This window comes from Moheibacter stercoris, assembly GCF_040545805.1.
GTDB classification, from domain to species: Bacteria; Bacteroidota; Bacteroidia; order Flavobacteriales; family Weeksellaceae; genus Moheibacter; species Moheibacter stercoris.
Map to the genome: position 1 here is coordinate 1 of NZ_JBEPMO010000024.1, position 22,408 is coordinate 22,408.

Annotated in this window: 23 protein-coding genes and 1 riboswitch; of the genes, 10 read left to right on the top strand and 13 right to left on the bottom strand. The window is 35.8% G+C overall.

Annotated elements, in window-relative coordinates; translation table 11 throughout:
• Positions 1 to 102: 102 nt before the first annotated feature.
• The 3 genes from ABID46_RS12490 to ABID46_RS12500 form a co-directional block, all read right to left on the bottom strand.
• Positions 103 to 1,299 (bottom strand): homoserine dehydrogenase, encoded by a 1,197-nt coding sequence (locus ABID46_RS12490; protein WP_354510613.1) that lies wholly within the window; start codon positions 1,297 to 1,299, stop codon positions 103 to 105.
• Between the two features lie 68 nt (positions 1,300 to 1,367).
• On the bottom strand, positions 1,368 to 2,537 hold the full coding sequence (locus ABID46_RS12495; RefSeq protein WP_354510615.1) for a trans-sulfuration enzyme family protein: 1,170 nt from the start codon (positions 2,535 to 2,537) through the stop codon (positions 1,368 to 1,370).
• Positions 2,538 to 2,674: 137 nt separating this feature from the next.
• Positions 2,675 to 2,773: riboswitch (SAM riboswitch) on the bottom strand.
• Positions 2,774 to 2,899: 126 nt separating this feature from the next.
• Entirely contained in the window at positions 2,900 to 3,430 is a 531-nt protein-coding gene (locus ABID46_RS12500; RefSeq protein WP_354510617.1) for a hypothetical protein, read from the bottom strand.
• A gap of 67 nt (positions 3,431 to 3,497) precedes the next feature.
• Here ABID46_RS12500 and ABID46_RS12505 point away from each other — a divergent pair, with 67 nt between their 5' ends.
• The 4 genes from ABID46_RS12505 to ABID46_RS12520 all read left to right on the top strand — a co-directional run bounded on the left by ABID46_RS12505 (position 3,498) and on the right by ABID46_RS12520 (position 7,134).
• Positions 3,498 to 3,944 (top strand): hypothetical protein, encoded by a 447-nt coding sequence (locus ABID46_RS12505; RefSeq protein ID WP_354510619.1) that lies wholly within the window; start codon positions 3,498 to 3,500, stop codon positions 3,942 to 3,944.
• A gap of 3 nt (positions 3,945 to 3,947) precedes the next feature.
• On the top strand, positions 3,948 to 4,385 hold the full coding sequence (locus ABID46_RS12510) for a hypothetical protein (RefSeq protein WP_354510621.1): 438 nt from the start codon (positions 3,948 to 3,950) through the stop codon (positions 4,383 to 4,385).
• Between the two features lie 236 nt (positions 4,386 to 4,621).
• Complete coding sequence (locus ABID46_RS12515) at positions 4,622 to 6,463, top strand: DEAD/DEAH box helicase (protein ID WP_354510623.1); 1,842 nt, start codon at positions 4,622 to 4,624, stop codon at positions 6,461 to 6,463.
• Between the two features lie 131 nt (positions 6,464 to 6,594).
• Positions 6,595 to 7,134, top strand: a complete 540-nt coding sequence (locus ABID46_RS12520; RefSeq protein WP_354510625.1) for a lipocalin family protein — start codon at positions 6,595 to 6,597, stop codon at positions 7,132 to 7,134.
• Between the two features lie 5 nt (positions 7,135 to 7,139).
• Here the strand turns inward: ABID46_RS12520 and ABID46_RS12525 are convergent, their stop codons facing one another.
• From ABID46_RS12525 to ABID46_RS12535, 3 genes are read right to left on the bottom strand one after another with little or no spacing between them, the layout of a single operon-like run.
• A complete protein-coding gene (locus ABID46_RS12525) occupies positions 7,140 to 8,153 on the bottom strand; it encodes a phosphotransferase enzyme family protein (RefSeq protein WP_354510627.1) in 1,014 nt (337 codons plus the stop codon).
• Entirely contained in the window at positions 8,144 to 9,049 is a 906-nt protein-coding gene (locus tag ABID46_RS12530) for a nucleotidyltransferase family protein (protein WP_354510629.1), read from the bottom strand. The genes ABID46_RS12525 and ABID46_RS12530 overlap by 10 nt, the downstream gene beginning before the upstream one ends.
• Entirely contained in the window at positions 9,042 to 10,421 is a 1,380-nt protein-coding gene (locus ABID46_RS12535; RefSeq protein ID WP_354510631.1) for a Gfo/Idh/MocA family protein, read from the bottom strand. The genes ABID46_RS12530 and ABID46_RS12535 overlap by 8 nt, the downstream gene beginning before the upstream one ends.
• 112 nt (positions 10,422 to 10,533) lie before the next feature.
• On the opposite strand from ABID46_RS12535, the gene ABID46_RS12540 reads away from it, so the two are divergent.
• Positions 10,534 to 10,725, top strand: a complete 192-nt coding sequence (locus ABID46_RS12540) for a cold-shock protein (protein WP_354510633.1) — start codon at positions 10,534 to 10,536, stop codon at positions 10,723 to 10,725.
• Between the two features lie 107 nt (positions 10,726 to 10,832).
• On the opposite strand, the gene ABID46_RS12545 is transcribed toward ABID46_RS12540, so the two are convergent.
• From ABID46_RS12545 to ABID46_RS12565, 5 genes are all read right to left on the bottom strand, one after another.
• On the bottom strand, positions 10,833 to 11,267 hold the full coding sequence (locus tag ABID46_RS12545; RefSeq protein ID WP_354510635.1) for a PepSY-like domain-containing protein: 435 nt from the start codon (positions 11,265 to 11,267) through the stop codon (positions 10,833 to 10,835).
• A gap of 94 nt (positions 11,268 to 11,361) precedes the next feature.
• Positions 11,362 to 11,883 (bottom strand): DNA-3-methyladenine glycosylase, encoded by a 522-nt coding sequence (locus tag ABID46_RS12550; RefSeq protein WP_354510637.1) that lies wholly within the window; start codon positions 11,881 to 11,883, stop codon positions 11,362 to 11,364.
• 70 nt (positions 11,884 to 11,953) lie between these two features.
• Positions 11,954 to 12,511, bottom strand: a complete 558-nt coding sequence (gene frr / locus ABID46_RS12555; RefSeq protein ID WP_354510667.1) for a ribosome recycling factor — start codon at positions 12,509 to 12,511, stop codon at positions 11,954 to 11,956.
• Between the two features lie 57 nt (positions 12,512 to 12,568).
• A complete protein-coding gene (gene pyrH / locus ABID46_RS12560) occupies positions 12,569 to 13,273 on the bottom strand; it encodes a UMP kinase (RefSeq protein ID WP_354510639.1) in 705 nt (234 codons plus the stop codon).
• A gap of 111 nt (positions 13,274 to 13,384) precedes the next feature.
• On the bottom strand, positions 13,385 to 14,428 hold the full coding sequence (locus ABID46_RS12565; protein ID WP_354510641.1) for an acyl-CoA reductase: 1,044 nt from the start codon (positions 14,426 to 14,428) through the stop codon (positions 13,385 to 13,387).
• Between the two features lie 126 nt (positions 14,429 to 14,554).
• Here ABID46_RS12565 and ABID46_RS12570 point away from each other — a divergent pair, with 126 nt between their 5' ends.
• The 5 genes from ABID46_RS12570 to ABID46_RS12590 all read left to right on the top strand — a co-directional run bounded on the left by ABID46_RS12570 (position 14,555) and on the right by ABID46_RS12590 (position 19,030).
• A complete protein-coding gene (locus tag ABID46_RS12570; RefSeq protein ID WP_354510643.1) occupies positions 14,555 to 14,905 on the top strand; it encodes a 4Fe-4S dicluster domain-containing protein in 351 nt (116 codons plus the stop codon).
• A gap of 55 nt (positions 14,906 to 14,960) precedes the next feature.
• On the top strand, positions 14,961 to 16,031 hold the full coding sequence (serC, locus tag ABID46_RS12575; protein ID WP_354510645.1) for a 3-phosphoserine/phosphohydroxythreonine transaminase: 1,071 nt from the start codon (positions 14,961 to 14,963) through the stop codon (positions 16,029 to 16,031).
• Between the two features lie 129 nt (positions 16,032 to 16,160).
• Complete coding sequence (locus tag ABID46_RS12580) at positions 16,161 to 17,123, top strand: D-2-hydroxyacid dehydrogenase (protein WP_354510647.1); 963 nt, start codon at positions 16,161 to 16,163, stop codon at positions 17,121 to 17,123.
• A 9-nt stretch (positions 17,124 to 17,132) separates the two neighbouring features.
• Positions 17,133 to 18,377: a DUF1015 domain-containing protein gene (locus ABID46_RS12585; protein ID WP_354510649.1), complete on the top strand. Its 1,245-nt coding sequence runs from the start codon at positions 17,133 to 17,135 to the stop codon at positions 18,375 to 18,377.
• Positions 18,374 to 19,030 (top strand): YggS family pyridoxal phosphate-dependent enzyme, encoded by a 657-nt coding sequence (locus ABID46_RS12590; protein WP_354510651.1) that lies wholly within the window; start codon positions 18,374 to 18,376, stop codon positions 19,028 to 19,030. Before ABID46_RS12585 ends, ABID46_RS12590 begins: the two co-directional genes overlap by 4 nt.
• 104 nt (positions 19,031 to 19,134) lie before the next feature.
• On the opposite strand, the gene ABID46_RS12595 is transcribed toward ABID46_RS12590, so the two are convergent.
• Both ABID46_RS12595 and ABID46_RS12600 read right to left on the bottom strand, forming a co-directional pair.
• Entirely contained in the window at positions 19,135 to 19,452 is a 318-nt protein-coding gene (locus tag ABID46_RS12595) for a hypothetical protein (RefSeq protein WP_354510653.1), read from the bottom strand.
• A 41-nt stretch (positions 19,453 to 19,493) separates the two neighbouring features.
• The gene (locus ABID46_RS12600) at positions 19,494 to 22,397 is read right to left on the bottom strand and encodes a proprotein convertase P-domain-containing protein (RefSeq protein WP_354510655.1); all 2,904 of its coding nucleotides are present in this window, start codon (positions 22,395 to 22,397) and stop codon (positions 19,494 to 19,496) included.
• Between the last annotated feature and the right edge of the window lie 11 nt (positions 22,398 to 22,408).

Genomic DNA, 22,408 nt, shown 5'->3' on the forward strand with positions numbered 1-22,408 from the left:
AAAGTATAATCTCGTTGCGTCCGTTTGTTCCTTTCGGAATTTAATTCTTTCATAATAAGTCGATTTTGTGTCAACTTATTTTAGGACGGGACAATAATGAAATTAAAAGGCTATTATGGAAATAGCTTTATTTTCTAACCATCCAGAGGATTTTAATTTTTCTAAGTTGATGGAACCTGTGACATACGCATGATGATTGCTTTGGTAGGATTCTTCTATGTTTTCGAACAAATTTTGATCGATATTTTCTTTTGGGTCAAATCCTAGATAAATTCTTTGTAGAGATGAATAATTGGATTGAAATCCATTTTGAATTCCTTTTCTTAATTCATATTTATACGAATAGCGCAAGGCGGAAATATCACTTAAAACTGCAGAAGAAGTAGGAAATCTTCCGGCACCTTTCCCATATAAAAATTGTTCATCTGCCAAAGCACTTCCTATTAAAACTCCATTGAATTCATTGTTGACCAAGGCCAATGTTTTGCTTTTTTCAATAAAAGTTGGAAGAACGGTAGGGATTAATTTGTTCTTATCATCCAATTGACAAGAGGCAATTAGTTTAATCACCAGACCTTTTTCAGTAGCATATTGAAAATCTTCAGTTTTTAAAGAGGTTATTCCTTTTCGAAGGATTTCCTCATGGGAAATTAAACGACCGAACGCATGTAGGATGATGATACTTAATTTGTTGGCAGCATCGATTCCTTCTACATCCAAGGTTGGATCACTTTCGGCGAAACCATTTTTTTGTGCAGAAAATAAGGCATCGTCATAGCTCTGGTTTTCAGATTTCATTTTGGTTAGGATGTAATTGGTAGAGCCATTGACGATGCCTTTGACATAGTTTAGCAAGTCATTATCGTAATATTCTTCTAAATTTCTGATGATGGGAATACTGCCACAAACGGCAGCTTCGTATAGGAAAGATACCTTGTTTTTTCGTTGTAATTCGATCAATTCCGAGGCATGCTCCGCAATCATTTTTTTGTTGGCACTGACCACTGATTTTCCAGAATTCATGGCAGTTTTTGCAATTTCAAATGCGGCTTCTGCATCGTCTATCAATTCCACGACAATATCAATTTCAGGATCATCTAGAATCTCTTTTGCGTCTGTGGTGAACAATTGTGCGGGTGCGTTTCGCTTTTTTTCAGGATGTTTGATGACGATTTTTTTGATCTCAGTATTGAGTTGAGATTTCTCTGATAAAACCTTGTAGATTCCCTCTCCGACTACTCCAAATCCGAATAGTCCGATGTTTATTTTTTTCATGATGTTGACTAAAGTTTCGTTCAAAAGGACCAATTTTCACCCTTTCAAATCCAAAAAATGGATTGATTTTAGCAATTGGCCCTGAACATGAGTTAGATAATTTCTTTGATTTTTTGATCGATGGACAATAATGCTTTTTCTAAATCTTGAACTAGATCTAAGGGATCTTCAATTCCAACAGAAAGTCGAATTAAGGAATCTTGAATACCCGATGAAATTCTTTTTTCTCTAGGTACAGAAGCATGCGTCATTTGAGCAGGATGAGAAATCAAACTTTTGACACCACCTAAGCTTTCTGCCAGCTTAAATAATTTTGTTTGGGTAACAAATTGATTGGCAGCATCTATGCTGTCCTTTTTTAAGCTAAAAGAAATAACGCCCCCGAATAATCCATTTTGTTGCTTTTGCGCAATCTCGTGGTTCGTGTGTGTAGTTAACCCCGGATAATAGACTTTGTCTATTTCCTCCCTATTCATCAGAAAATTAGCAATTATTTTCGCGTTCTCGCTTTGTTGTCTGACCCTTAAGTCTAAAGATTCAATTCCACGTATCACTAAAAAACAATCCCATGGACCTAAAATTGCTCCGGAGGCGTTTTGTATAAATTTTATTTTTTCAGATAATTCTGGTGTTTTGGTAATGACCAATCCTGCGACCAAATCGGAATGGCCTGCGATGTATTTGGTTGCACTATGTACGACTATGTCAGCACCTAATTCTAGCGGCAATTGCGCAATAGGACTTGCAAATGTATTGTCGACCACCACCAAGGCTCCAAATGAATGGGCAATTTCAGAAATTTTTTGAATGTCTGAAATTTTCAAGGTTGGATTGGTGGGAGATTCTAACCAAATCAATTTGGTTTTATCATTGATAAATTCAAGAATATTTTCAGCTTGTGTTGTATCAACATAATGAACTTTGATCCCAAATTTTTGATAAATCTGTGTAAATAATCGGTAAGCGCCACCATAAATATCATCCACTGCGATGATTTCGTCTCCCGATTCCAGTAATTTAACGACAGCATCAATGGCAGCCAAACCTGTCGCAAATGCGAAACCTTTGTGTCCCATTTCCATTTGAGCAACAATGTTTTCAAGGGCTAAACGAGTAGGATTATTGCTTCTCGCATAATCAAATCCTTTGTTGATGCCTGGCGCTTCCTGAACAAATGTGGATGTTTGGTAAATAGGGACGGAAATCGAACCTGTCAATGGATCGACAGGTATAGATTCTAAGATTTCAGTTATTCTGCTCATTTTTAGATTTTTTCTGTGTTTTGTGTGTGTTGTAAAATCTTACCAAGAGCAGCTTCAGAAAAGTCAAAAAAAAAGACTCCTCTGATAAGTCAGAAGAGTCTAGTATATTGTTTTATTGTAACCTAAACTTTGCTGTGAACTTATCTTTCCTTGTCGGATGGATGTAGCACCTTATCTAAACTAGATGGTTGCTAAAGCTTCAACGGGCCATTTCCCTCGGCTTTTCTTGATAAGAATAAAATTGATGAACTTCTCTTTTGCAAATATAGAATTGAATTTTTTAAATAATTGCAATTCTATATGTTAAAATTTAATAATAATTTTCAAATTATTTGTAATCAATGAATTATTCGATAGGAAAATTAAAATCCAAAACTAACTCCAGCCATTGGTCGAAGTCCTGTTGAAAATATGCTGGAATTTTCCTTGTATAAAACATTGTACATGATCCCAACATGAAAAGAAACCTTTCCTGGACTGCGATATCCGCCTCCCAACCATAATGCTGATTCATCATAATTTTCTTTCAGATCGCTCACATCTGGATTGCTAGATTGCCATGTATGCGTTCCTAAATAGTGTTCAAAATGGGAACGAAGAAATAAAAAATCAACCGGATAAAAATTCACATAAGGACCAAAATTGAATAAATTTTGTTTGGCATATGACCATTTCGAATATTGATATCCAGCCGAAACACCAGCTTCAATCATGGGCGTAATTTCATATCCAACTGAAGGAGAAATGGAAAATCCGAAATAATCATTGCTTCCGAATCCTAATCCAATCCCACCACCAACTCGCCATTTATTGGGATTCAATTCTTGGTCTGATGTTTGTGCAAAGCTGCCAATAGAAATGACAAACATGAGCGTAAAAAGTATGTTTTTCATTATTTCAATTAATTTTGTCGAGTAATATTCGTACAATTTTACTTAAATTTAATCAAAACAAACAAATATGTCTTTAAAAGAAACCATCAAGAATCAAATTATTGAAATTGAAAAAGCAGACTTAAATGGATTGAAAGAAATGTTTGCAACCTATCAAGAGTCCGCTGATTTGGATGAGGAATCAACCATCGATCCAGAGGATTATTCGCAAATGACGCAAAGTCAAGAATCTGCAAAAGGATTGGAGTTAAGAATTAACCGCCAAAAACAAATGATTGATAGTTTCTTGAATTTGGATTTTGGTCCAAAAGAGAAAGTAGAACCAGGAGCTTTGGTTTTAACCGAAACCTTGAATTTTTTCATCGGTATCACCGCCAATATGTTTGATTATGAAGGTAAGAAATACATTGGATTGAATACAGAGGCTCCTATTTATTCGGCATTGGAAGGTGCAAAAGCAGGAGATGTAATCGAATTCAATGGCCAAAAGTATAGCATCAAAGAAGTTTTGTAAACTTTGAGAAAAAATAAAACATATTCCAAAATAGATAATCTAACAGGAGTGATCAGTTTGCTGATTATTCCTGTTTTGTTTGTGGGCATTTTTCAGAAAGAAATTGACAATCAGAATCAAAATTTCCTCAAACTTTATTTGCCACCAAAGGATTCTTTTGAAATGTTTACTGATTATAATTATCGAGAAAAAATTGAGTATAAGACCATGGATTTGCCCGTTCATTTTACGATTGAACAAGAAATATACCTCAAAGCCGCTGTTTTAAAATTACAAGAAGAGAATATTCAGAAAACTGGCTTAAAATTTCAGTTGACAGATAACCATACGTATAATGATTTGGTTCGTCTATTGAATTTAATGGAAATCACAGAACAACCTCAATATTGTTGGCATTTAGAGGACAATTACTTTTATGTTGTAAATAACTTCAGCAATTAGTTCAATTTTTTTTTATTTCACGATCCATTTCAAATGGATTTGAATAAAATTGTGAGTATTTGGAATAATTTTTGTACCTTTGCACCCGTTTTCTGGGTAGAAAACACGAATGTTAAAGATTCATTTTGGGTTTTATAGGCTGCGTGGCCGTTTAATTTCATCTTTCGCATTCGATTTTAATAATCGCCGGTGCGTGGATAAATGACCGATTGCCGGTAAAACATACTTAAAAAAGAATGAATACTTTTCATGAAATGGGTTTGAATGAACAAATTCTTCAAGCCATCGACGGATTAGGATACACCAATCCAACACCAATTCAACAACAAGCAATCCCTCAAATTTTATCATCTGAACAAGATTTAATTGCCTTAGCACAAACAGGTACTGGGAAAACGGCTTCATTTGGTTTGCCAATTTTAGAAAAATTAAGTGTTGAAAGTAGAACAGTTCAAGCGATCATCTTATGTCCAACTCGTGAACTTTGTTTGCAGATTGCCAAAGATTTAGAGAGCTATTCCAAACATTTAGGAAACGTCATGATCCAAGCGGTTTACGGTGGAGCAGATGCTTTGAAACAAATCAATGGATTGAAGAAAAACCCTCAAATCGTGGTGGGAACGCCAGGAAGAACCTTGGATTTGATTAAAAGAGGAGCTTTGAAAATCAATCATGTTGACTGGGTTGTTTTGGATGAAGCTGACGAAATGTTGAACATGGGATTCCGTGAGGATATTGATGCGATTTTGGAATCGACTCCAGAAGAAAAACAAACCTTATTGTTTTCTGCTACAATGCCTAAAGAAGTTCGTAGAATCGCTAGCGAATACATGCACAAACCGATTGAGATTTCTATGGGTAAAACCAATGAGTCTTCATCAGATGTTGACCACCATTTCTATATGGTTCGTGCCAATGATCGTTATTTGGCTTTGAAACGTTTGGCTGACATCAATCCAAATGTATATGGAATTGTTTTCTGTCGTACGCGTCGTGAAACCAAAGAAGTGGCAGATGCCTTGATCCAAGACGGATATAATGCTGATGCTTTGCATGGTGATTTGTCACAAGCTCAACGTGATATGGTAATGGACAAATTCCGTCGTAAACAATTGCAATTATTGGTTGCAACAGACGTTGCGGCTCGTGGAATTGACGTTACAGAATTAACCCACGTAATCAATTATAATTTACCAGATGATCCAGAAGTTTATGTACACAGAAGTGGACGTACAGGTCGTGCTGGGAACAAAGGGATTTCAATCATTATCGCGCACTCAAGAGAAGGGCGTAAAATCAAGGATTTGGAAAAATTAATCCACAAAAAGATTGAGAAAAAAAATGTTCCAACTGGGAAAGAAATTGTTGAAAGACGTTTGTTTGCTACGATTGACAAAATTGAAAGCATCGATGTCAACGAAGAGCAAATTGCTCCTTATATGGACACCATCAGCCAAAAATTGGAGTGGATGGATCGTGAAGAATTGTTGAGACGTTTTGTGTATTTGGAATTCAGCACATTCTTGGATTACTACAAAAATGCGAAAGATTTAAACGTTTCAGAATCAGGTAGAGAAGAACGCGAATCTCGTAGAGGAAGTGTAAGAGGATTCACTCGTTTCCACATCAACATTGGTGAGAAACATAAATTGAAAGCGCCAAATTTGATTGGTTTGATCAATGAAGTAACCAACAAACGCGATATCGAAATTGGAAAAATTGAAATCTTACGTAATTTCTCATTCTTTGAAGCGGATAGTGAGTACGAACAATTGATTTTGGATTCATTTGCGAACGAGGAAACGGAAGTTCAAATTTCTACACCGTCTGAAAGAAGAGAAAGAAGAGATGATCGTGGTGGAGACCGTAGAGGAGGAGATAGAAGACGCTCTGGTGGCGGAGGAAAATCTTATGGAGGTGGAAGCCGAAGTGGAGGAGACCGTCGTAGTAGCGGTGGAGAAAGAAGCGGCGGACGTTCTAAATCGGGTGGTGGAAAATCATACGGTGGAGGAAGTCGTAGCGGCGGAAGCAGAAGCGGTGGAAGTAGCCGTTTTGGTGGAGGAGGCCGAAGAGGATAAATAAGATTTTTAAACATATAAAAGCTGCAAATACAACATTTGCAGCTTTTTTTATGGGTTAGATTTTATAAAGGGCATGATTTTGGTGTGAATTTACACAAATCACTAAAATGAAAAATCAAAAAAAATTTATGAAAATAGGATTGCCTATTGCTTTATTTGCTGGCGCAGGTTTATTCTATTTCCTTTCGGCTCAAAAAAGTTCAGACTACCAAAAATTGGCGGTAACCAATTTCGATTCTGAGAAATATTTAGGAAAGTGGTACGAAATCGCAAGATTTGACTTTAAACATGAGAAAGATTTAAAAAACGTTACAGCTGAATATTCCAAACGAAATGATGGAAAAATTAACGTAACGAATCGCGGATATAATTTTGTGAAAAATAAATGGGAGGAAGCCAACGGAAAAGCCAAATTTGTCAAAGACGAAACCATTGGAGCTTTGAAAGTTTCTTTCTTTGGTCCCTTTTATGCCGAATACAATGCCGTTATGATAGAAGATGATTATTCGTCCGTATTGATATTTGGTGAAAGCACAGATTATATGTGGATCTTATCTCGCGAAAAATCGCTATCAGAATCTGTAAAGAAAAAATACGTGGATTATGCGATCCAAAATGGTTTTCCAGTTGAAAATTTAGTGTGGACCGTTCAAGATGAAAAGTATTGATCCAACTAATTCAACAAACTTTTTAGAAGATTGATTTGATTTTTTGCCCTATTCAAGTTTTGGATAGGGTATTTGATTTTATAATAAACATCTTGGTTGAGAAAATCGGTGAGAAAACGAAGGGCTTGAATGTAGATGATGATTTTTGCCGCCAATTTCAAATTGTTTTTCTCAATGGGTTCCAAACACTCGTTGAGATGTTTTAGAAATCCTTTTTCAAGAGCCAAATAATTTTCTTGGCTGAAATTTTTTCCTACAGAAGGATCATCTTCTTCTTTCAGATTGGAATAGGAGCGAACCATATCGGCAAAATCATACAAAATTGTTCCAGGCATCAAGGTGTCCCAATCGATTATTGCAATGATTTTGGATGAATTCATTTCGTCAAATAAAAAATTCGAAATTTTGGGATCTCCATGTATGATTCTTAATGGAAGTTCAGGTTGTAGATTAATCCATTCGTCCAAAATAAAACGATGTGCGTACAAGAATTCTATTTCAGGTAAAGCTTCTGCCAATCGGTCTTTGGAAGCGAAATCTACACTCATCACAAATTGATGCCATCGATCTTCATAGTTTAAGAAATTGGGCAAAGGATTTTGGATTTGTCTCGTATCTAAATCGAGTAAATTCGAATGAAAATCACTTAAAAAAACGGCTGCTTCGTAACATTGATTTGCTGAATTTACTTTTTCAAATCCGATTGAATTTCCAATAAAATGCATGATTCTCCATTCGTTTTCCCAAATCGTTTTTCCGTTGGAAAAGGGTAGAAGTTCAATTCGTTTGTGAGCATAATTTTTGGATTCTAAATGTTTGGCAACAATCTCAATATTGGAATGAATAGTTTCTAAATTGGGAAATATAGACGAATTAATCTTTTGCAAAATGTATTTTTTCTGCTGATTTCGAATCAAATAGGTTTCGTTGATATGACCAGATTCCAAACCTATACATCCGAAATCTTCTTCAATGGATTCGAAATTTTCAAAAACTTTTTTTGCTTCTACTATTCCCATAATTGATTTGGATATATTCCGTTGGTAATTTGTTTTTGGATTTCTTTTTGAACCCAAAGTTTGTCGTCGGCATAGGTCAAACCCATCCATTTTGAAGATGTTTGTTGGATGAGAACTTTTACTTGCTGATTTTGTATGGCTTGGTCAATGACAAAGGGCAAATAAAATTCATCTTTTTGATTATCTAACATATTTTCTAAAAAGACATGAAATTCCTTTTTTGCCAAATGGAAAAAACTGGGTTGAAGTACCCAAAGATTCATGGATGTTTGGTCGGTTTCGTTTAATTTTGATACTTCCTTTTTTGAATTCAATCCGATTAAAACATTTCCATCATATCCTATTTCGGTATGTTCTTCAACAGAAACCAATTTTCCATTTTCAGATTTGCAAATTCCTCTTGAAACTTTCCCATATTCACTCAAGGTGTTTCCCAATTCAAAGGCGATTAGTCCGAATTCATTTTCCTGAAGATTTTGAGCCATTTCGATTCCTAAACGAAAGGTTTCTCTTCCATAAAAATCATCGGCGTTCATCGTTAAAAAAGGTCCGTTGATAAAATCCTTTGCCAATAAAACGGCGTGTCCTGTTCCCAAAGGTTTCTTTCGATGATCAAATCTCGATTGAAATTCTTCAGGAACCAATTGCTGATTGTCTTGAACAATAAAATGGATTTGAGCTCCTTTATGATTCAGTAGTTGGGTCAATTGATTTTTATAGTCAATTGGAAATTGGGAATTGATGATAAAAACAAAATTTCGGATACCCAGTTCCAAGGCATCAAATAAAGCAAATTCCATCAAGGTTTCATTTCCAGAAATGACATCTACTTGCTTTTGTCCTTTGTATCGACTTCCCATTCCACCTGCCAAAATAAGCAGAGAAATCTTATTCATAATAATCAAATCCGAATACAGGTTTACGTTCTTTGTATTTTCCTCGAGTGAAATCGGGCATTACTTGAGACGAGCCATTTTCAGCAATCGATTTTTCGCTCAATGGTGTAACGGCGTACCAAGTGGCAAGGTCGTACACATCAAATGGGAATTCTTTGTTGGCTTTGATGCATTCGACAAAATCGTTGATCAGGAAATAATCCATTCCGCCATGACCCGCTCCTTCCGCTTGTTTTTCATGCTTTTTCCAAACCGGATGATCGAATTTCGTCAAATAATTGGTCGATTCTTCCCATCGATGCGAATGGTTCATTTCATCTTCAAAATAAATAAAACCTTGATTGAAATCTCCCCAACCTATGTCTTGCCAAATTCCATCGGTTCCTTGTACACGGAATCCTAAATTATAAGGACGTTGAAGGGAAGTATCATGCGTCAACAAAATGGTTTCGCCATTTTCGCATTGCATCATGGTTTGTACGATATCACCTTGCTTGAATTCAACTTTTGCGTTCGGATGATTTTCTCCACCTAATTTTTTGATATAATCGGTTAATCCCGCTTGTTTAGAAGCCATTGACGTTAGATGGGTAATTCGATTTCCACGATTCACATCCATCATCGTTGCTACAGGACCTAAACCATGCGTTGGATAAAGTTCACCATTTCGTTTGACATAATGGTTGGTTCTCCATTTGGCTTCTGAAAATCCTTTGTCACCAAATTCGACTCCACCGCCATAAGGATTGATGCCATCATTAAATAATACATTTCGTAAATCGTGTTGATAGCCACCTTGTCCATGAACAATCTCTCCGAATTTTCCTTGACGAACCATGTTGAAAACCGCCATGATATCACGACGGTAACAAACATTTTCCATCATAAAAATCGGAACCTTTGTTTCTTCATAAACGTTGACATATTCCCAACATTCTTTGACATTCATGGCTCCGCAAACTTCCAAGCCAACGATTTTACCAGCTCGCATGGCTTCAACCGTTTGCATAGAATGCCATTCCCAAGGTGTGGAAATAATGACCGCATTGATATCTTTTTCTTTTAAGAGTTTTCGGTAATCGTAATCGCCATTGCCAAATATTTTAGGAGTTGGTTTGTTGAATTCTTTGAAGATTTTTAAGGCCATTTCGACCATTCTTTTGTCAGGATCTGCTATTGCCACTACTTCTACATCATTTCTTCTGAGCAATTCCTTCAAATGAACTTGGCCGCGCATACCCGTAGCAATTAAACCAATTTTGATAGTTGAATTGGCTGAATTTACCATGGAACTACTGTACAAAGATCCAGGTAAAATCAATGCGCCTAAACCAAATAAACTTGAGTTTTTTAAAAAAGTTCTTCTGTCCATATTTTGTGTGTAAGTGCTTCAAATGTAATGAAAATGAAGCGTCAAAAAAATAAATAAGAATTTTGATGGTAACTAAATTTTATTATTATATCTTTCCAGAAATTTAATAATTATGAATAAAGGTACTGTCAAATTTTACAATGACACCAAAGGTTACGGTTTCATTAAAGATGACGAGTCAGGTAATGAGTATTTTGTCCATGTAACAGGTCTTGTTGACAAAATCAGAGATAACGATAATGTTACCTATGATTTGGAAGAAGGTCGTAAAGGGACAAATGCTGTCAATGTTAAAAGAGCATAAGATTTTTTTTACATAAGATTAATTTACAATGACAAAACAAAAAAAACGCTGCTAATTGCAGCGTTTTTTTTTGATTCAAAATTTTGAATCTTATCTAAATAGGGGAATTAATCCATTCGTATAAATTTTCCATTGGAATCAAATTTCAATTCAATTCCGTTGGATAATTCTACTTCTTGATTGGTACGATTTTTTTCAATTTTCACAATTTTGGTATTGGGATAATTGGCCGATACATATTTCAAAATTGATTTGTCAATAAATTCGGTTGGGATTGCCGTAACATTATTTCCATCAATTTCTTTCCAATTTCCTTCTTTGTCAAATTCTACTTTCACACCATTGTTGAAATATACTTCATAGTCCATGTCTTTGACATCTTTTTCAACTTTTGCAATGGTTTCTTTACCGAAGTTTGATTTTAGGAATTTACTTGCCGTAGCAGGTAATTCAGATGCTTGAATAATTTGTTCTTGTGCATTTACGTGGTTGCCAAAAAACAACATTGATGCTATTCCGAATGTAAATAAGATTGATTTCATTTTCGTTTTTTTTAAAATTGTATGAACTCAATCCTGATGCCAAAAATCTCAAATCATAAGGATTTAACGTTTTATTAAAATTTATATGAATAGGTTAATCGGGGATTAGAATAAATCTCCAAGGTTTATTTTTCCAAATATCACCCGCGTACTCAATTCCGATTCTAGGAGTTTGTAGAATTTCACCAGAAAAATCTGAATTTTCAATCCAAATCCTATCGGATAACTCCAAATTTTCTCCATAAAAGCTTTTATCGATTTTTAATTGGTTTCCTACTCTACCAGGTCCAATACAACTGGAAATTCCTCTGATTAGAACAGCTTGTGGATGGTCTTTTGAACCTGTTACAATATTAAGCATCCAATACATGCCATAAATTAAATAAACATAGACCAAACCTCCTTCTTCATACATGACAGATGTGCGTGGAGTTTTCCCTTTGCTCGCATGACAGGCAAGATCATCTTCACCTAAATAAGCTTCGGTTTCCAAAATTTGAAAGCGCTTAATTATGCCATCTTCAAATTGTCGAACCAAGGTTTTGCCCAATAAGTTTTTGGCAACAAACAAGGCATCGTTTTCTTGAAAAAATGAATTTGGAATTCTATCGGACATATTGTATAAAATGGTTGGGAATAAAAAAACGCTGTCTTTAGGACAGCGTTTTCTTGTATGATTGATACTGTTAAACAGTCATTACTTCTTTTTCTTTTTCAGCCAAAATTTCATCTGCTTTTTTGATGAATTTATCGGTCAAATTTTGAATTCTAGTTTCATAATCTTTTTTGACATCGTCTGCAATATCTTCCACTTTCTTGATATCATTATTGGCATCTTTACGCGCATTTCTGATACCAATACGAGCATTTTCAGTTTCTGCTTTGGCCATTTTTGCCAATTCTTTACGTCTTTCCTCGGTCAAAGGCGGAATGCTTATGATGATCATATCTCCATTATTGGATGGAGCGAAACCTAAATTGGAATTGATAATCGCTTTCTCAATTTCTGGAATTAAATTTTTTTCCCAAGGTTGAACCGCCAAGGTTCTCGCGTCTGGAGTACTGATATTTGCGGCTTGAGTTAAAGGAGTTGAATTCCCATAATAATCAAAACGAACAGTGGATAACATTGCTGGAGTAGCTTTTCCTGCACGTAGTTTGGTGAATTCTTTTTCCAAATGATCCAAAGCTTTTTGCATTTGGTCTTTTGCTTCCTCTAGTATCAAATCTAATTCTTCCATGATATTTCTTTTAATCGATTTGCGAATATATTAATTCAATTTCAAATAGTCAATCTCTAATTACTTAACCAAGGTTCCGATATTGCCACCTTCTACCAATTTTTTCAAATTTCCAGAGGTGTTCATGTCAAACACAATGATTGGTAAATTATTTTCTTGGCTCAACGTAAAAGCTGTCATATCCATTACATTCAACCCTTTTTGATACACTTCATCAAATGTCAAGGTGTCAAATTTTGTTGCAGAAGGATCTTTTTCTGGATCTGCAGAATAAATTCCATCAACTCGAGTACCTTTCAAAATTACATCGGCACCAATTTCGATTGCTCTTAACGTTGCAGCGGTATCGGTAGTAAAATAAGGATTTCCAGTTCCTGCTCCAAAGATTACGACTCTTCCTTTTTCTAGGTGACGAGTTGCACGTCTTTTGATAAACGGTTCTGCAATTTGTTCCATGCGAATCGCTGTTTGCAATCGAGTATACACACCAGCTTCTTCCAAAGCAGATTGTAAAGCCATCGAATTAATCACCGTTGCCAACATTCCCATATAATCTCCTTGAACGCGGTCCATTCCTTGTGCAGCTCCTGCTACGCCACGGAAAATGTTTCCTCCACCAATAACAATTGCCACTTCAACTCCTAAGGCTACAACTTCTTTAATTTCTTGTGCATATTCATTTAATCGGATTGGGTCAATTCCGTATTGGTTATTTCCCATTAATGATTCGCCACTTAATTTTAGAAGTATTCTTTTGTATTTCATTTGATGAATTTTATATTGTTATTGGAATTTGCCTTGCAAATATAGTGAAGTAGTCTATGATTTCTTTTGAATTTAACACGAAAAATTCAAGGAAATTCAATTCCCTCATTTTTAAATTCCTTCCAAAAATTTCATCGTATCAATCCCATCTGCATAATCCATCAAACTTGGATTTTGGGTTTGCCCAAATTGAATCGGCATATCATTTCCTACCATGCATTGAATTAGTTCTTCTTGTTCCAACAAATGGACTTTGACCTCGTTTAGATCAGCATAATATTCATAATGAACGACACCAATAGGACTATGTAAATCAGTTGATTCTCGTAAAATCACAAAATTATTGTCCAAAAAGGCTTCATTTCCCATTAAATAAATGGCACGATTGTAATCATAATTATTGGCATATTTTGGATGATTGATAATAGGATTCCAATCGTAAAAAGCTTCAAATAAGGAATCGATATGGTAATTTTGAGGAATGTATAATTTGGTCACATTTCGGCAACCCAAACCAAAATAGGAGAAAATGTCTTTCGATAGATTTTTTAAGTCTTCCTCTGATTCGTTTCCTGTTAAAACCGCAACTGAAGTTCGGTTTTTGCGAATGATATGTGGAATATCTTTGAAATAAAATTCAAAATACCTTGCTGTATTATTACTTCCTGTGGCAATGACTGCATCTACATTCTGCAATTTTTCAACTTTTGAAATGCTTGATTTCATTTCCTCCTCCGTTTTTTGAAGAAATTGAATAATCCAATTCATCAGTACGTCATCTTTGGATGATGATTTGACCCAAGCATTATGACCCGATAATAAGACCGAAAGCAAATCATGAAATCCAACCAATGGAATATTTCCAGCCATGATGATTCCCACATTTTTAGGCGAGCTTGCATATTGGTAAAAATTCACCCATTTATCCAAATTCTCTTTTGTCAAGGCAGATCCCCATTGATTCAGAGAAATAACTAAGTTTTCTTGCGTAAACCAAGGATTATGAATTTCTGCCAATTTCAACACAGACTCAAATTCCTCAAAGGAGTTATCAATTTGGTCTTGATTGTCGTTTTTAGATGATTGAAAATCAAGATAATTTAGGAAGAACTGACCTAAATCATAAAATGCGGAAATGCGGTTCTGAATTGACATAATTTCTAAAAAAATGTGGTAATTTTGTGGGCAAATTTAGTGAATTTGAATTTGTGAAAGCTAGGAATCTACCAAGGAATTCTTAGCAGTTTAAAATGGTTAGAACGATTAAATAAAAATAGAGTAATGGCAATCATAATAACAGATGAATGTATCAATTGTGGAGCATGTGAACCTGAATGTCCAAATAATGCGATTTATGAAGCAGCTGTAGATTGGAGATATTCAGATGGTACCGAGCTTACAGGAAATATTGTGAACATTGATGGGCAAGAGTTCAATGCAGATGAAGCACAGGAACCTGTGAGCGATGAAGTTTATTATATCGTTCCCGATAAATGTACTGAATGTAAAGGATTTCATGAAGAACCTCAATGTGCTGCTGTATGTCCGGTTGATTGTTGTGTTCCAGATGATGATCATGTTGAATCTGACGATCGTTTGTTGAGCAAAAAAGCTTTTATGCACGGCGAATAGATTTCTAAATGAAGAAATTATACACCTATAATAACCAATTTTCACACAAGAATATATGAAAATCCACAATTTTAGTGCAGGTCCTTGCATCTTGCCAGACGAAGTATTTCAAAAGATGTCAGAAGCCGTTTTGAATTTCAACAATTCGGGTTCGTCCATTATGGAAATTTCTCATAGAAGAGCAGATGCTCAAGAAGTGATGGATACTTCTATACAATTGGTAAAAGAATTACTTCAAGTTCCCGATACGCATGAAGTTATATTTACGCAAGGTGGTGCTTCTTTACAATTTGTGATGGTTCCATTTAACATGATGAAAGTGAATGGTTCTGCTGCTTATTTGGAAACGGGAGCTTGGGCAAAAGGAGCGATAAAGGAAGCAAAAAAACTAGGAAATGTTGAAATCATCGCAAGTTCTGCCGATCAAAATTTCAATTATATCCCAAAGGATTACACTGTACCTTCCAACGTTGATTATTTTCATTGCACATCCAACAATACAATTTTTGGAACTCAAATGAAATCTTTTCCAGAAAGTTCTGTTCCGGTAGTTTGTGATATGTCTTCCGATATTTTGAGTAAACCATTGGATGTGTCCAAATTTGATGTGATTTATGCAGGCGCTCAAAAGAATATGGGACCAGCAGGTAGCGTGATGGCTATTGTGAACAAAGAGGTTTTAGGAAAGACAGGTCGCGACATTCCTTCCTATTTGGATTATCAAATTCACATCAATAAAGGCAGTGCATTCAATACATGGCCAGTTTTGGCAATTTATGGAGTGATGTTAAACTTACAATGGTTGAAAAATCAGGGTGGAGTTGCAGGAATTTCAAAAATCAATCAAGAAAAAGCTGAATTATTGTATTCCGAAATTGACCGAAATGGTTTATTTACAGGTACGGCAGTGGTAGAAGATCGTTCAGAAATGAATGCGACTTTTGTGTTGAACAATGAGGATTTGAAATCTGAATTTGATAAAATGTGGAAGGAAGCAGGTATTTCAAGTTTAAATGGACATCGAGATGTAGGTGGATATCGAGCTAGTATGTACAATGCTTTGCCTTTGGAAAGTGTTCAGGTACTTGTGGATGTTATGAAAGCATTTGAACAAAAATTTGGGTAAATTCCAATCATCCATGAAAATGGTCTTTGCAAATTGCCATCTTTAGAGATTTAGGATAAAAATAATAGGCTAATTCACGAATCCCTTAATTTCCATTTTATGAATTCGTGTCAAAATAATTAATACAACATGAAAATTTTAGCAAATGATGGCATTTCTTTGGCAGGAAAAATCTTGTTAGAAAGAGAAGGATTCGAAGTCATCACAACCTTTGTTGCTCAAGAGCAATTAGCAGATTATATCAATAAACATCAATTCGAAGTTTTATTGGTTCGAAGTGCAACAAAAGTTCGCAAAGAATTAATTGATGCAACCTCTTTAAAAATCATTGGTCGAGGAGGAGTCGGAATGGACAATATTGATGTGGAATATGCGCGATCAAAAGGAATTGCCGTTTTCAATACTCCCGCTTCTTCATCTAACTCGGTTGCAGAAATGGTTATGGCGCATGCCTATTCTATTTACCGAAACTTACATCAATCCAACCGTATGATGCCTTTGGAGGGTGAAATTCATTTTAATGCTTTGAAAAAGGAATATTCAAAAGCACAAGAACTTCGCGGAAAAACGATGGGAATCATCGGTTTTGGTCGAATTGGCCGTGAAGTAGCCAAATTAGCTATTGGTGCGGGAATGAAAGTTTTGGCTTACGATAGAACCTATAAAGAAGCAGATGTTCCAGTCGAATTTTTTGATGGACAATGCATGATGTTTCATTTTGATATACAATCATTTGAGGACGTCATTTCTCAATCTGATATTATAACCTTGCATATTCCTTCACAGGAAAAATATATCATTGATTCTGAAATCATTTCCAAAATGAAAGATGGTGTTGTGATCATCAATACGGCAAGAGGTGGAATTGTTTGTGAAGAAGATTTGATTGATGCGATTGAAGATGGTAAAGTTAGAGGTGCTGCATTGGATGTTTTTGAACAAGAACCCAATCCAAGTGTGCGTTTGTTGATGAATGAAAAATTATCTCTTACGCCACATTTAGGTGGGAGCACAGAGGAAGCGCAGGAAAGAATTGGAATTGAGTTAGCCGAACAAATCATTGGTTTTTATCGAGATTCAAAACTTTCTTAAATTTGCGCCATGCCACAATTCAAACCTTTTAAAGGAATTAGACCCATTCAAGAAATTGCAAAACAATTCACCTCGAAATCTGTCGATGCTTATACACCAGCGGAAATCGAAACTGAATTGAATCAAAACGAAGATTCTTTTTTACATATTATCAAACCCACTTGGTCTGACGTCTATCAAACAATGGACGAAAAATACGCTGCTGTTTCCAAAAATTTTCAGGATTTATTGGAGACAGATAAGATTGACAAAGACAAAAGTTCGTATTATATCTACCAAGTTACCAAACCGACAAAGGAAAAGGTAAAGTCTATCATTGGCTTGGTCAATTTGGATGATTACAAAGAAGGAAAAATCAAAATACACGAAGCAACTTTGACCAAACGTGTCGAAATGTTTGCTAATTATTTGCAGAAAATTCATTTTCATGCAGAACCTGTTTTGTTGACCTATCCGTACAATCAACGAATTGATTTGTTGATGGATGTAGAAATGAAAAAGAAAGCAGCCATTTCGTTTGAAGATAAACTTGGAAATCTGCATCAAATGTGGCAAATCGAAAACCGATTGAACATGCAGCAGATCAAAAGTTCCGTTGAGAAATACGATAATCTGTATATTGCAGATGGTCATCATCGTATGGAAAGTTCTTTGGTTTACACAGAAACCATGCGGAAAGAAATGAAAGGAGTTTCAGATCAAGATCCAATCAATTATACCTTGGCCATGTTGGTTTCAGACAAGGAATTGATCATCAAAGACTACAACCGTGCCATCAAAGACTTGAACGGTCTGACTGTTGAGGCCTTTAAAGAGAAATTAGCGGAGAACTTCGAAATTTCTGAACGAGGAGAACAAGCCTTTTTTCCTTCCAAAAAGCATCATATTGGTATGTATCTCGATGGGAAGTTTTATTCGCTTTTCGTGAAAAAAGAATCCTTGAAAGTTAAAGGTTTATCTGAGTTGGACACTTATTTATTGGAAGAACTAATTCTTAAACCAATTTTAGATATTCAAAATACGAGCGATAGTGATCGCGTTCGTTTTGTTCGTGGTACAGGTAATATTGAGGGTGTTAAAAAAGTTCAGACCAAAGTAAATTCAGGAGAATATCAAGTTGGATTTTTCTTTTATCCAGTATCAGCAAATGATTTGGAAATGATCGCAGATTTAGGTTTAAAAATGCCTCCAAAGAGTACGTACATTGAACCTAAACCTTTAAATGGATTAACCATATTTCAGTTGAAAGAATGAGCTTAGTAGAGAATTTAGAAAATATACAAAAATCAATTCCAGAGCATGTGACTTTGGTGGCAGTTTCCAAAACCCAACCAATTTCGGCAATTCAAACTTTATACGATGCAGGACAGCGCATATTTGGTGAGAATAAAGTTCAAGAAATGGTCGCGAAATATGAACATCTTCCCAAAGATATTCAATGGCATATGATTGGTCATTTGCAAAAGAACAAAGTCAAATACATGGCTTCCTTTGTTCATTTGATTCATAGTGTAGATTCTTTTGACTTATTGAAGGAAATCAACAAACAAGCCGCTAAACATGATCGCGTGATTGACTGTTTGCTTCAGATTCATATTGCACAAGAAGAAACCAAATTTGGTATGGATGAGCAAGAAGCAGAATCTTTATTGGAAGTATACAAATCAGAATTTCCACATGTAAAAGTTGTGGGATTGATGGGAATGGCAACATTCACGGAAGATGAATCTCAAGTGAGAAAAGAATTTAATTTCTTGAAATCGATTTTCGTCAAATTGAAATCCAGGTACACAGATTTGGAAGTTTTGTCTATGGGAATGAGTGGTGATTTTCAAATGGCGATCGAAGAGGGAAGTACCATGGTTCGAGTTGGAAGTTCTATTTTTGGTGAACGCATTTATTCTTAATGTTTGGTTAGAATAAATAAAGAAAACAAATCACGAAGAGTTAAAATTTTCATGTTAAAATAACAATAAAAAAACCTTGTCGATTGACAAGGTTTTTTAGTTCTCTATTGGTGTAATTCTTCAATCTTGATGGGTTGAGCATTGCACTGCGAAACCCTTTTTAAAGGTGTGAACTTCACATAAATATTTGTATTTGCTTTCATTCCTGGAATTCTGGATTGAATTTCTTCAACTTCATAAACAGTCCCATTTTTTGATTTCAATAAAAATTGACATGGAGTATCGTTGGCCTCAATGATTCTCATTTCGGTAAAGCCATCCGCCATTAATTGTTCAAAACTAGGTGTTGTGTTGGATTGTTTCATGGGTTGAGTCGAACAAGAAAGAAATACGCAAGATAAAATGAATGCTAAATTTTTCATAGGATAAAAAGGAGCCACCCAAAGAGTGGCTCGCTGTTAAATTATTTTACTAATATTTTTTTCGAATATTGTTTTGAACCGTTGCTTAATTTGATAATATAAGCTCCTTTTACAGCTCTTGTCATATCGAAATTCGTTTCAAAAGTTGATCCGTTTTGCGTCATACGTTTAACCAACAATAACTGACCAGCCATGTTGTAGACGTGTAAATCAACATTCTTTCTCATATTTGGATCGGTCAAAGTCGCTTTGAAAGTTCCTTTGGAATTGGTTTCATACACTTGGAAATTCTTATCATTTGAATCCAAATCACCAGTAGCCATTGAAATATCACCACATAAATCAATGCTCCAGTTCAATAAATTTCCTCCATCACCATTGTACATATCAGTAATGTGCAATGTCCAGTTTCCTAAGGCTTGTTTTCCATTGAATGCAGCCAATGGCTCTTGTGGACTGTAGGTTCCTGTGAAAGGTACATTTCCAGTTGTAATCGAATTTTCAGCTTCATCATCAAAAATTGTATTGGTATAATTGTCTCCATTTCCACCTAGACCATTTGCCAATAAAACTTCGGTTCCATCTGGACCTACCAATTTGATAAGCAAATCGCTTACATAAGTATGCGTAAGATTGATCAAAACATTGACATCATCAATTTCGAAATTGTCCGTCACATTGATAACAGAAGTTGTAACCGTGTTGGAGCCTGGGCCAATTGGATACTGCGTTGTATTTTCTTTGGTGATACAAGAAGCATTTGAAATTGTTTTGGTCGTAGAGTCGTTGGATGGAATTGCGTCATTAACCAAATTCGTTCTCGCTACAATGGTATAATCTTGTGGCGTTGTAAAATCATAAGTTTGTGTAAACGTATATTCCAAGGTTGAATTTGGTGCAATGCTTTCTGAAATTACTTCATTTACAGCAGCGCTCGTTCCAACTTGATACGAAACTGGTAAATTGGTCAAAGTTGAGGTTCCGAAATTTTCTACTCGTACTTTGATGGATTGGGTTCCTAAATTGTTTCCAGAATTTGGTTCAATGATTTCTGTTACACCTGCATCCAAAGGATTTAAATGCGTAACAGATTTGGTTGTAGCATTATTTGCTGGATCTTCGTCTCCAGTCAATCCCGTAGCTGCTTCCAAAACATAGGTTTGTCCAACCGTTCCTAAATTCGCAGTGGCAGTAAAAGTATATTCAACAGCAGAACCTGGAGCAATCGTGCTTGTGAAGGTTTCGGTTGCGATTGTAGTTCCATCAAGTTTTAAAGTAATTGGAAAATTGGATTGCGCTTCCTCCCCAAAATTATAAACGGTAACTTGAACAGGTTCAGCGGTAGTCAAAGCGCCTGACTCTGGAGTATCAATGGTAATGACTCCGACATCTTTTGTGAAATCAGGAGCAAGTTTGAAAACACCTACAACATCTTTACGACCATTGTTCATGTATTCATTGATATACCACATGGTTTTATAATCCGATGGATCGATATCAATTTTCGAATAATCACCATAACGGAATCCAGGAATGTTAGCATTTCCAGCAGCAATCAACTGTTCAGCGATTGTCATCGTTCCTAGAGGATCATTGGCCATTCTACCCGTATAATAAGAAGAAACATATTGGTTATTGGATCCACCCATTCCTGAGTATCCCATTCCGATATTTCCTTGAATGTCCATAATCAAGCTTGCATGCCATGCATGTTTTCCATCAGGAGAAGTATAAGTTCCTTCTTGATGAATGGTCCATGGTTGGTCATCGGCTGTTTGGCGTAATTCAAACCAACGAATTCCAGCTTGTTTTCCAGAGCTTGCATCTACGTCAACGACGAAATTGAATACAGCTGAATTATGCGTAGGAAATTTTTTGAATTGAGCTTGATTCATAATTGTTGCTTGCAAGGCATCGATGGTTGCACCTCCAAATGGTTGAGGTAAATTGCTGAAACTTCCTCCATCAAAAACACTAATGAAAGGTTCCGTTATCAATTCTTGAGGATTTCCAATTGAAGAATTGGAAGTCGTTTCCCAATCAACCGTTAAAGTCCAAACTTTTAAATGGTCTTCACTTACTCCACTCCAAGCATTGTCTTGCATATAGACGACTGGTACATTTCCAGGTGCTGGTGGATTGGTGTCAGAAAGAGTGAAAAACTGTGGACTATAAAATCCTGAAGTAACGATTCCTGGTAAAGGAAAAGCTAAGATTTTAGCAGTTGGATCTCCTTCCAACATTTTACTTCTCTCAAACGCATAAATGCGGTTATTCCCAGAACGGTTGTCCGTCATATAATATCCATCACTCCAAACCGATAGTTTTTGATAGTCATTTACTTGGGAATATTGATATACGTACCAATCAGAGGTAACGGGATTTGCTCCAGAAGAAACCGCTACATATGCGCCATTTCCTAAAAGAGATAAAACCCAACGTTCTGCAACGTGGTCGTAGGAAGCTGTTAAGTCACAACATCCATTTACACCAAAAATGTTATAGGGAGCCAATTGAGGCGTTAAAGCATTTCCTTGTTTATCATAAATGATATATCCTGTGTTGAAAACCACCACCACATGATTGGGTCCAACTGCCAATGCAGGGTCAGTAGGCTGAGAGTTGGATTGAGCTGCGTCAAAAACCAAACTTGGAGTTCTTCCTGGAATTTTTTGACTTAATTTGTGAGGGTTACTTGCCAATCTATCATTGGTGGTTTGCGGATCTTTCCCAATGATCACATTGTGTTTATAAAAGCGACCATCTCTCATTTCTGCTTTTTTGTCTTCTGCTATTTCAGGTTTTGCTAAACTAGAAATAGAGGGCATAACGACCATTTTGTCGGCTTTGCCTTCAAATAGAATTCCGTGTTTTTCTTGTGCTGAGGCTTGGATGAATAGAAACATCAGTGCCAGACAAGCAAAATGTTTTAAAGTTTTTTTCATATGTGTTAATT

Coding starts and splice junctions, on each gene's coding strand:
- ABID46_RS12500 (WP_354510617.1), bottom strand. CDS start 3,430: ATGAAAAACATACTTTTTACGCTCATGTTTGTCATTTCTATTGGCAGC.
- serC (WP_354510645.1), top strand. CDS start 14,961: ATGAAAATCCACAATTTTAGTGCAGGTCCTTGCATCTTGCCAGACGAA.
- ABID46_RS12515 (WP_354510623.1), top strand. CDS start 4,622: ATGAATACTTTTCATGAAATGGGTTTGAATGAACAAATTCTTCAAGCC.
- ABID46_RS12585 (WP_354510649.1), top strand. CDS start 17,133: ATGCCACAATTCAAACCTTTTAAAGGAATTAGACCCATTCAAGAAATT.
- ABID46_RS12535 (WP_354510631.1), bottom strand. CDS start 10,421: ATGGACAGAAGAACTTTTTTAAAAAACTCAAGTTTATTTGGTTTAGGC.
- ABID46_RS12525 (WP_354510627.1), bottom strand. CDS start 8,153: ATGGGAATAGTAGAAGCAAAAAAAGTTTTTGAAAATTTCGAATCCATT.
- pyrH (WP_354510639.1), bottom strand. CDS start 13,273: ATGAAATACAAAAGAATACTTCTAAAATTAAGTGGCGAATCATTAATG.
- ABID46_RS12550 (WP_354510637.1), bottom strand. CDS start 11,883: ATGTCCGATAGAATTCCAAATTCATTTTTTCAAGAAAACGATGCCTTG.
- ABID46_RS12505 (WP_354510619.1), top strand. CDS start 3,498: ATGTCTTTAAAAGAAACCATCAAGAATCAAATTATTGAAATTGAAAAA.
- ABID46_RS12595 (WP_354510653.1), bottom strand. CDS start 19,452: ATGAAAAATTTAGCATTCATTTTATCTTGCGTATTTCTTTCTTGTTCG.
- ABID46_RS12580 (WP_354510647.1), top strand. CDS start 16,161: ATGAAAATTTTAGCAAATGATGGCATTTCTTTGGCAGGAAAAATCTTG.
- ABID46_RS12545 (WP_354510635.1), bottom strand. CDS start 11,267: ATGAAATCAATCTTATTTACATTCGGAATAGCATCAATGTTGTTTTTT.
- ABID46_RS12520 (WP_354510625.1), top strand. CDS start 6,595: ATGAAAATAGGATTGCCTATTGCTTTATTTGCTGGCGCAGGTTTATTC.
- ABID46_RS12495 (WP_354510615.1), bottom strand. CDS start 2,537: ATGAGCAGAATAACTGAAATCTTAGAATCTATACCTGTCGATCCATTG.
- ABID46_RS12540 (WP_354510633.1), top strand. CDS start 10,534: ATGAATAAAGGTACTGTCAAATTTTACAATGACACCAAAGGTTACGGT.
- ABID46_RS12565 (WP_354510641.1), bottom strand. CDS start 14,428: ATGTCAATTCAGAACCGCATTTCCGCATTTTATGATTTAGGTCAGTTC.
- ABID46_RS12530 (WP_354510629.1), bottom strand. CDS start 9,049: ATGAATAAGATTTCTCTGCTTATTTTGGCAGGTGGAATGGGAAGTCGA.
- ABID46_RS12570 (WP_354510643.1), top strand. CDS start 14,555: ATGGCAATCATAATAACAGATGAATGTATCAATTGTGGAGCATGTGAA.
- ABID46_RS12600 (WP_354510655.1), bottom strand. CDS start 22,397: ATGAAAAAAACTTTAAAACATTTTGCTTGTCTGGCACTGATGTTTCTA.
- ABID46_RS12590 (WP_354510651.1), top strand. CDS start 18,374: ATGAGCTTAGTAGAGAATTTAGAAAATATACAAAAATCAATTCCAGAG.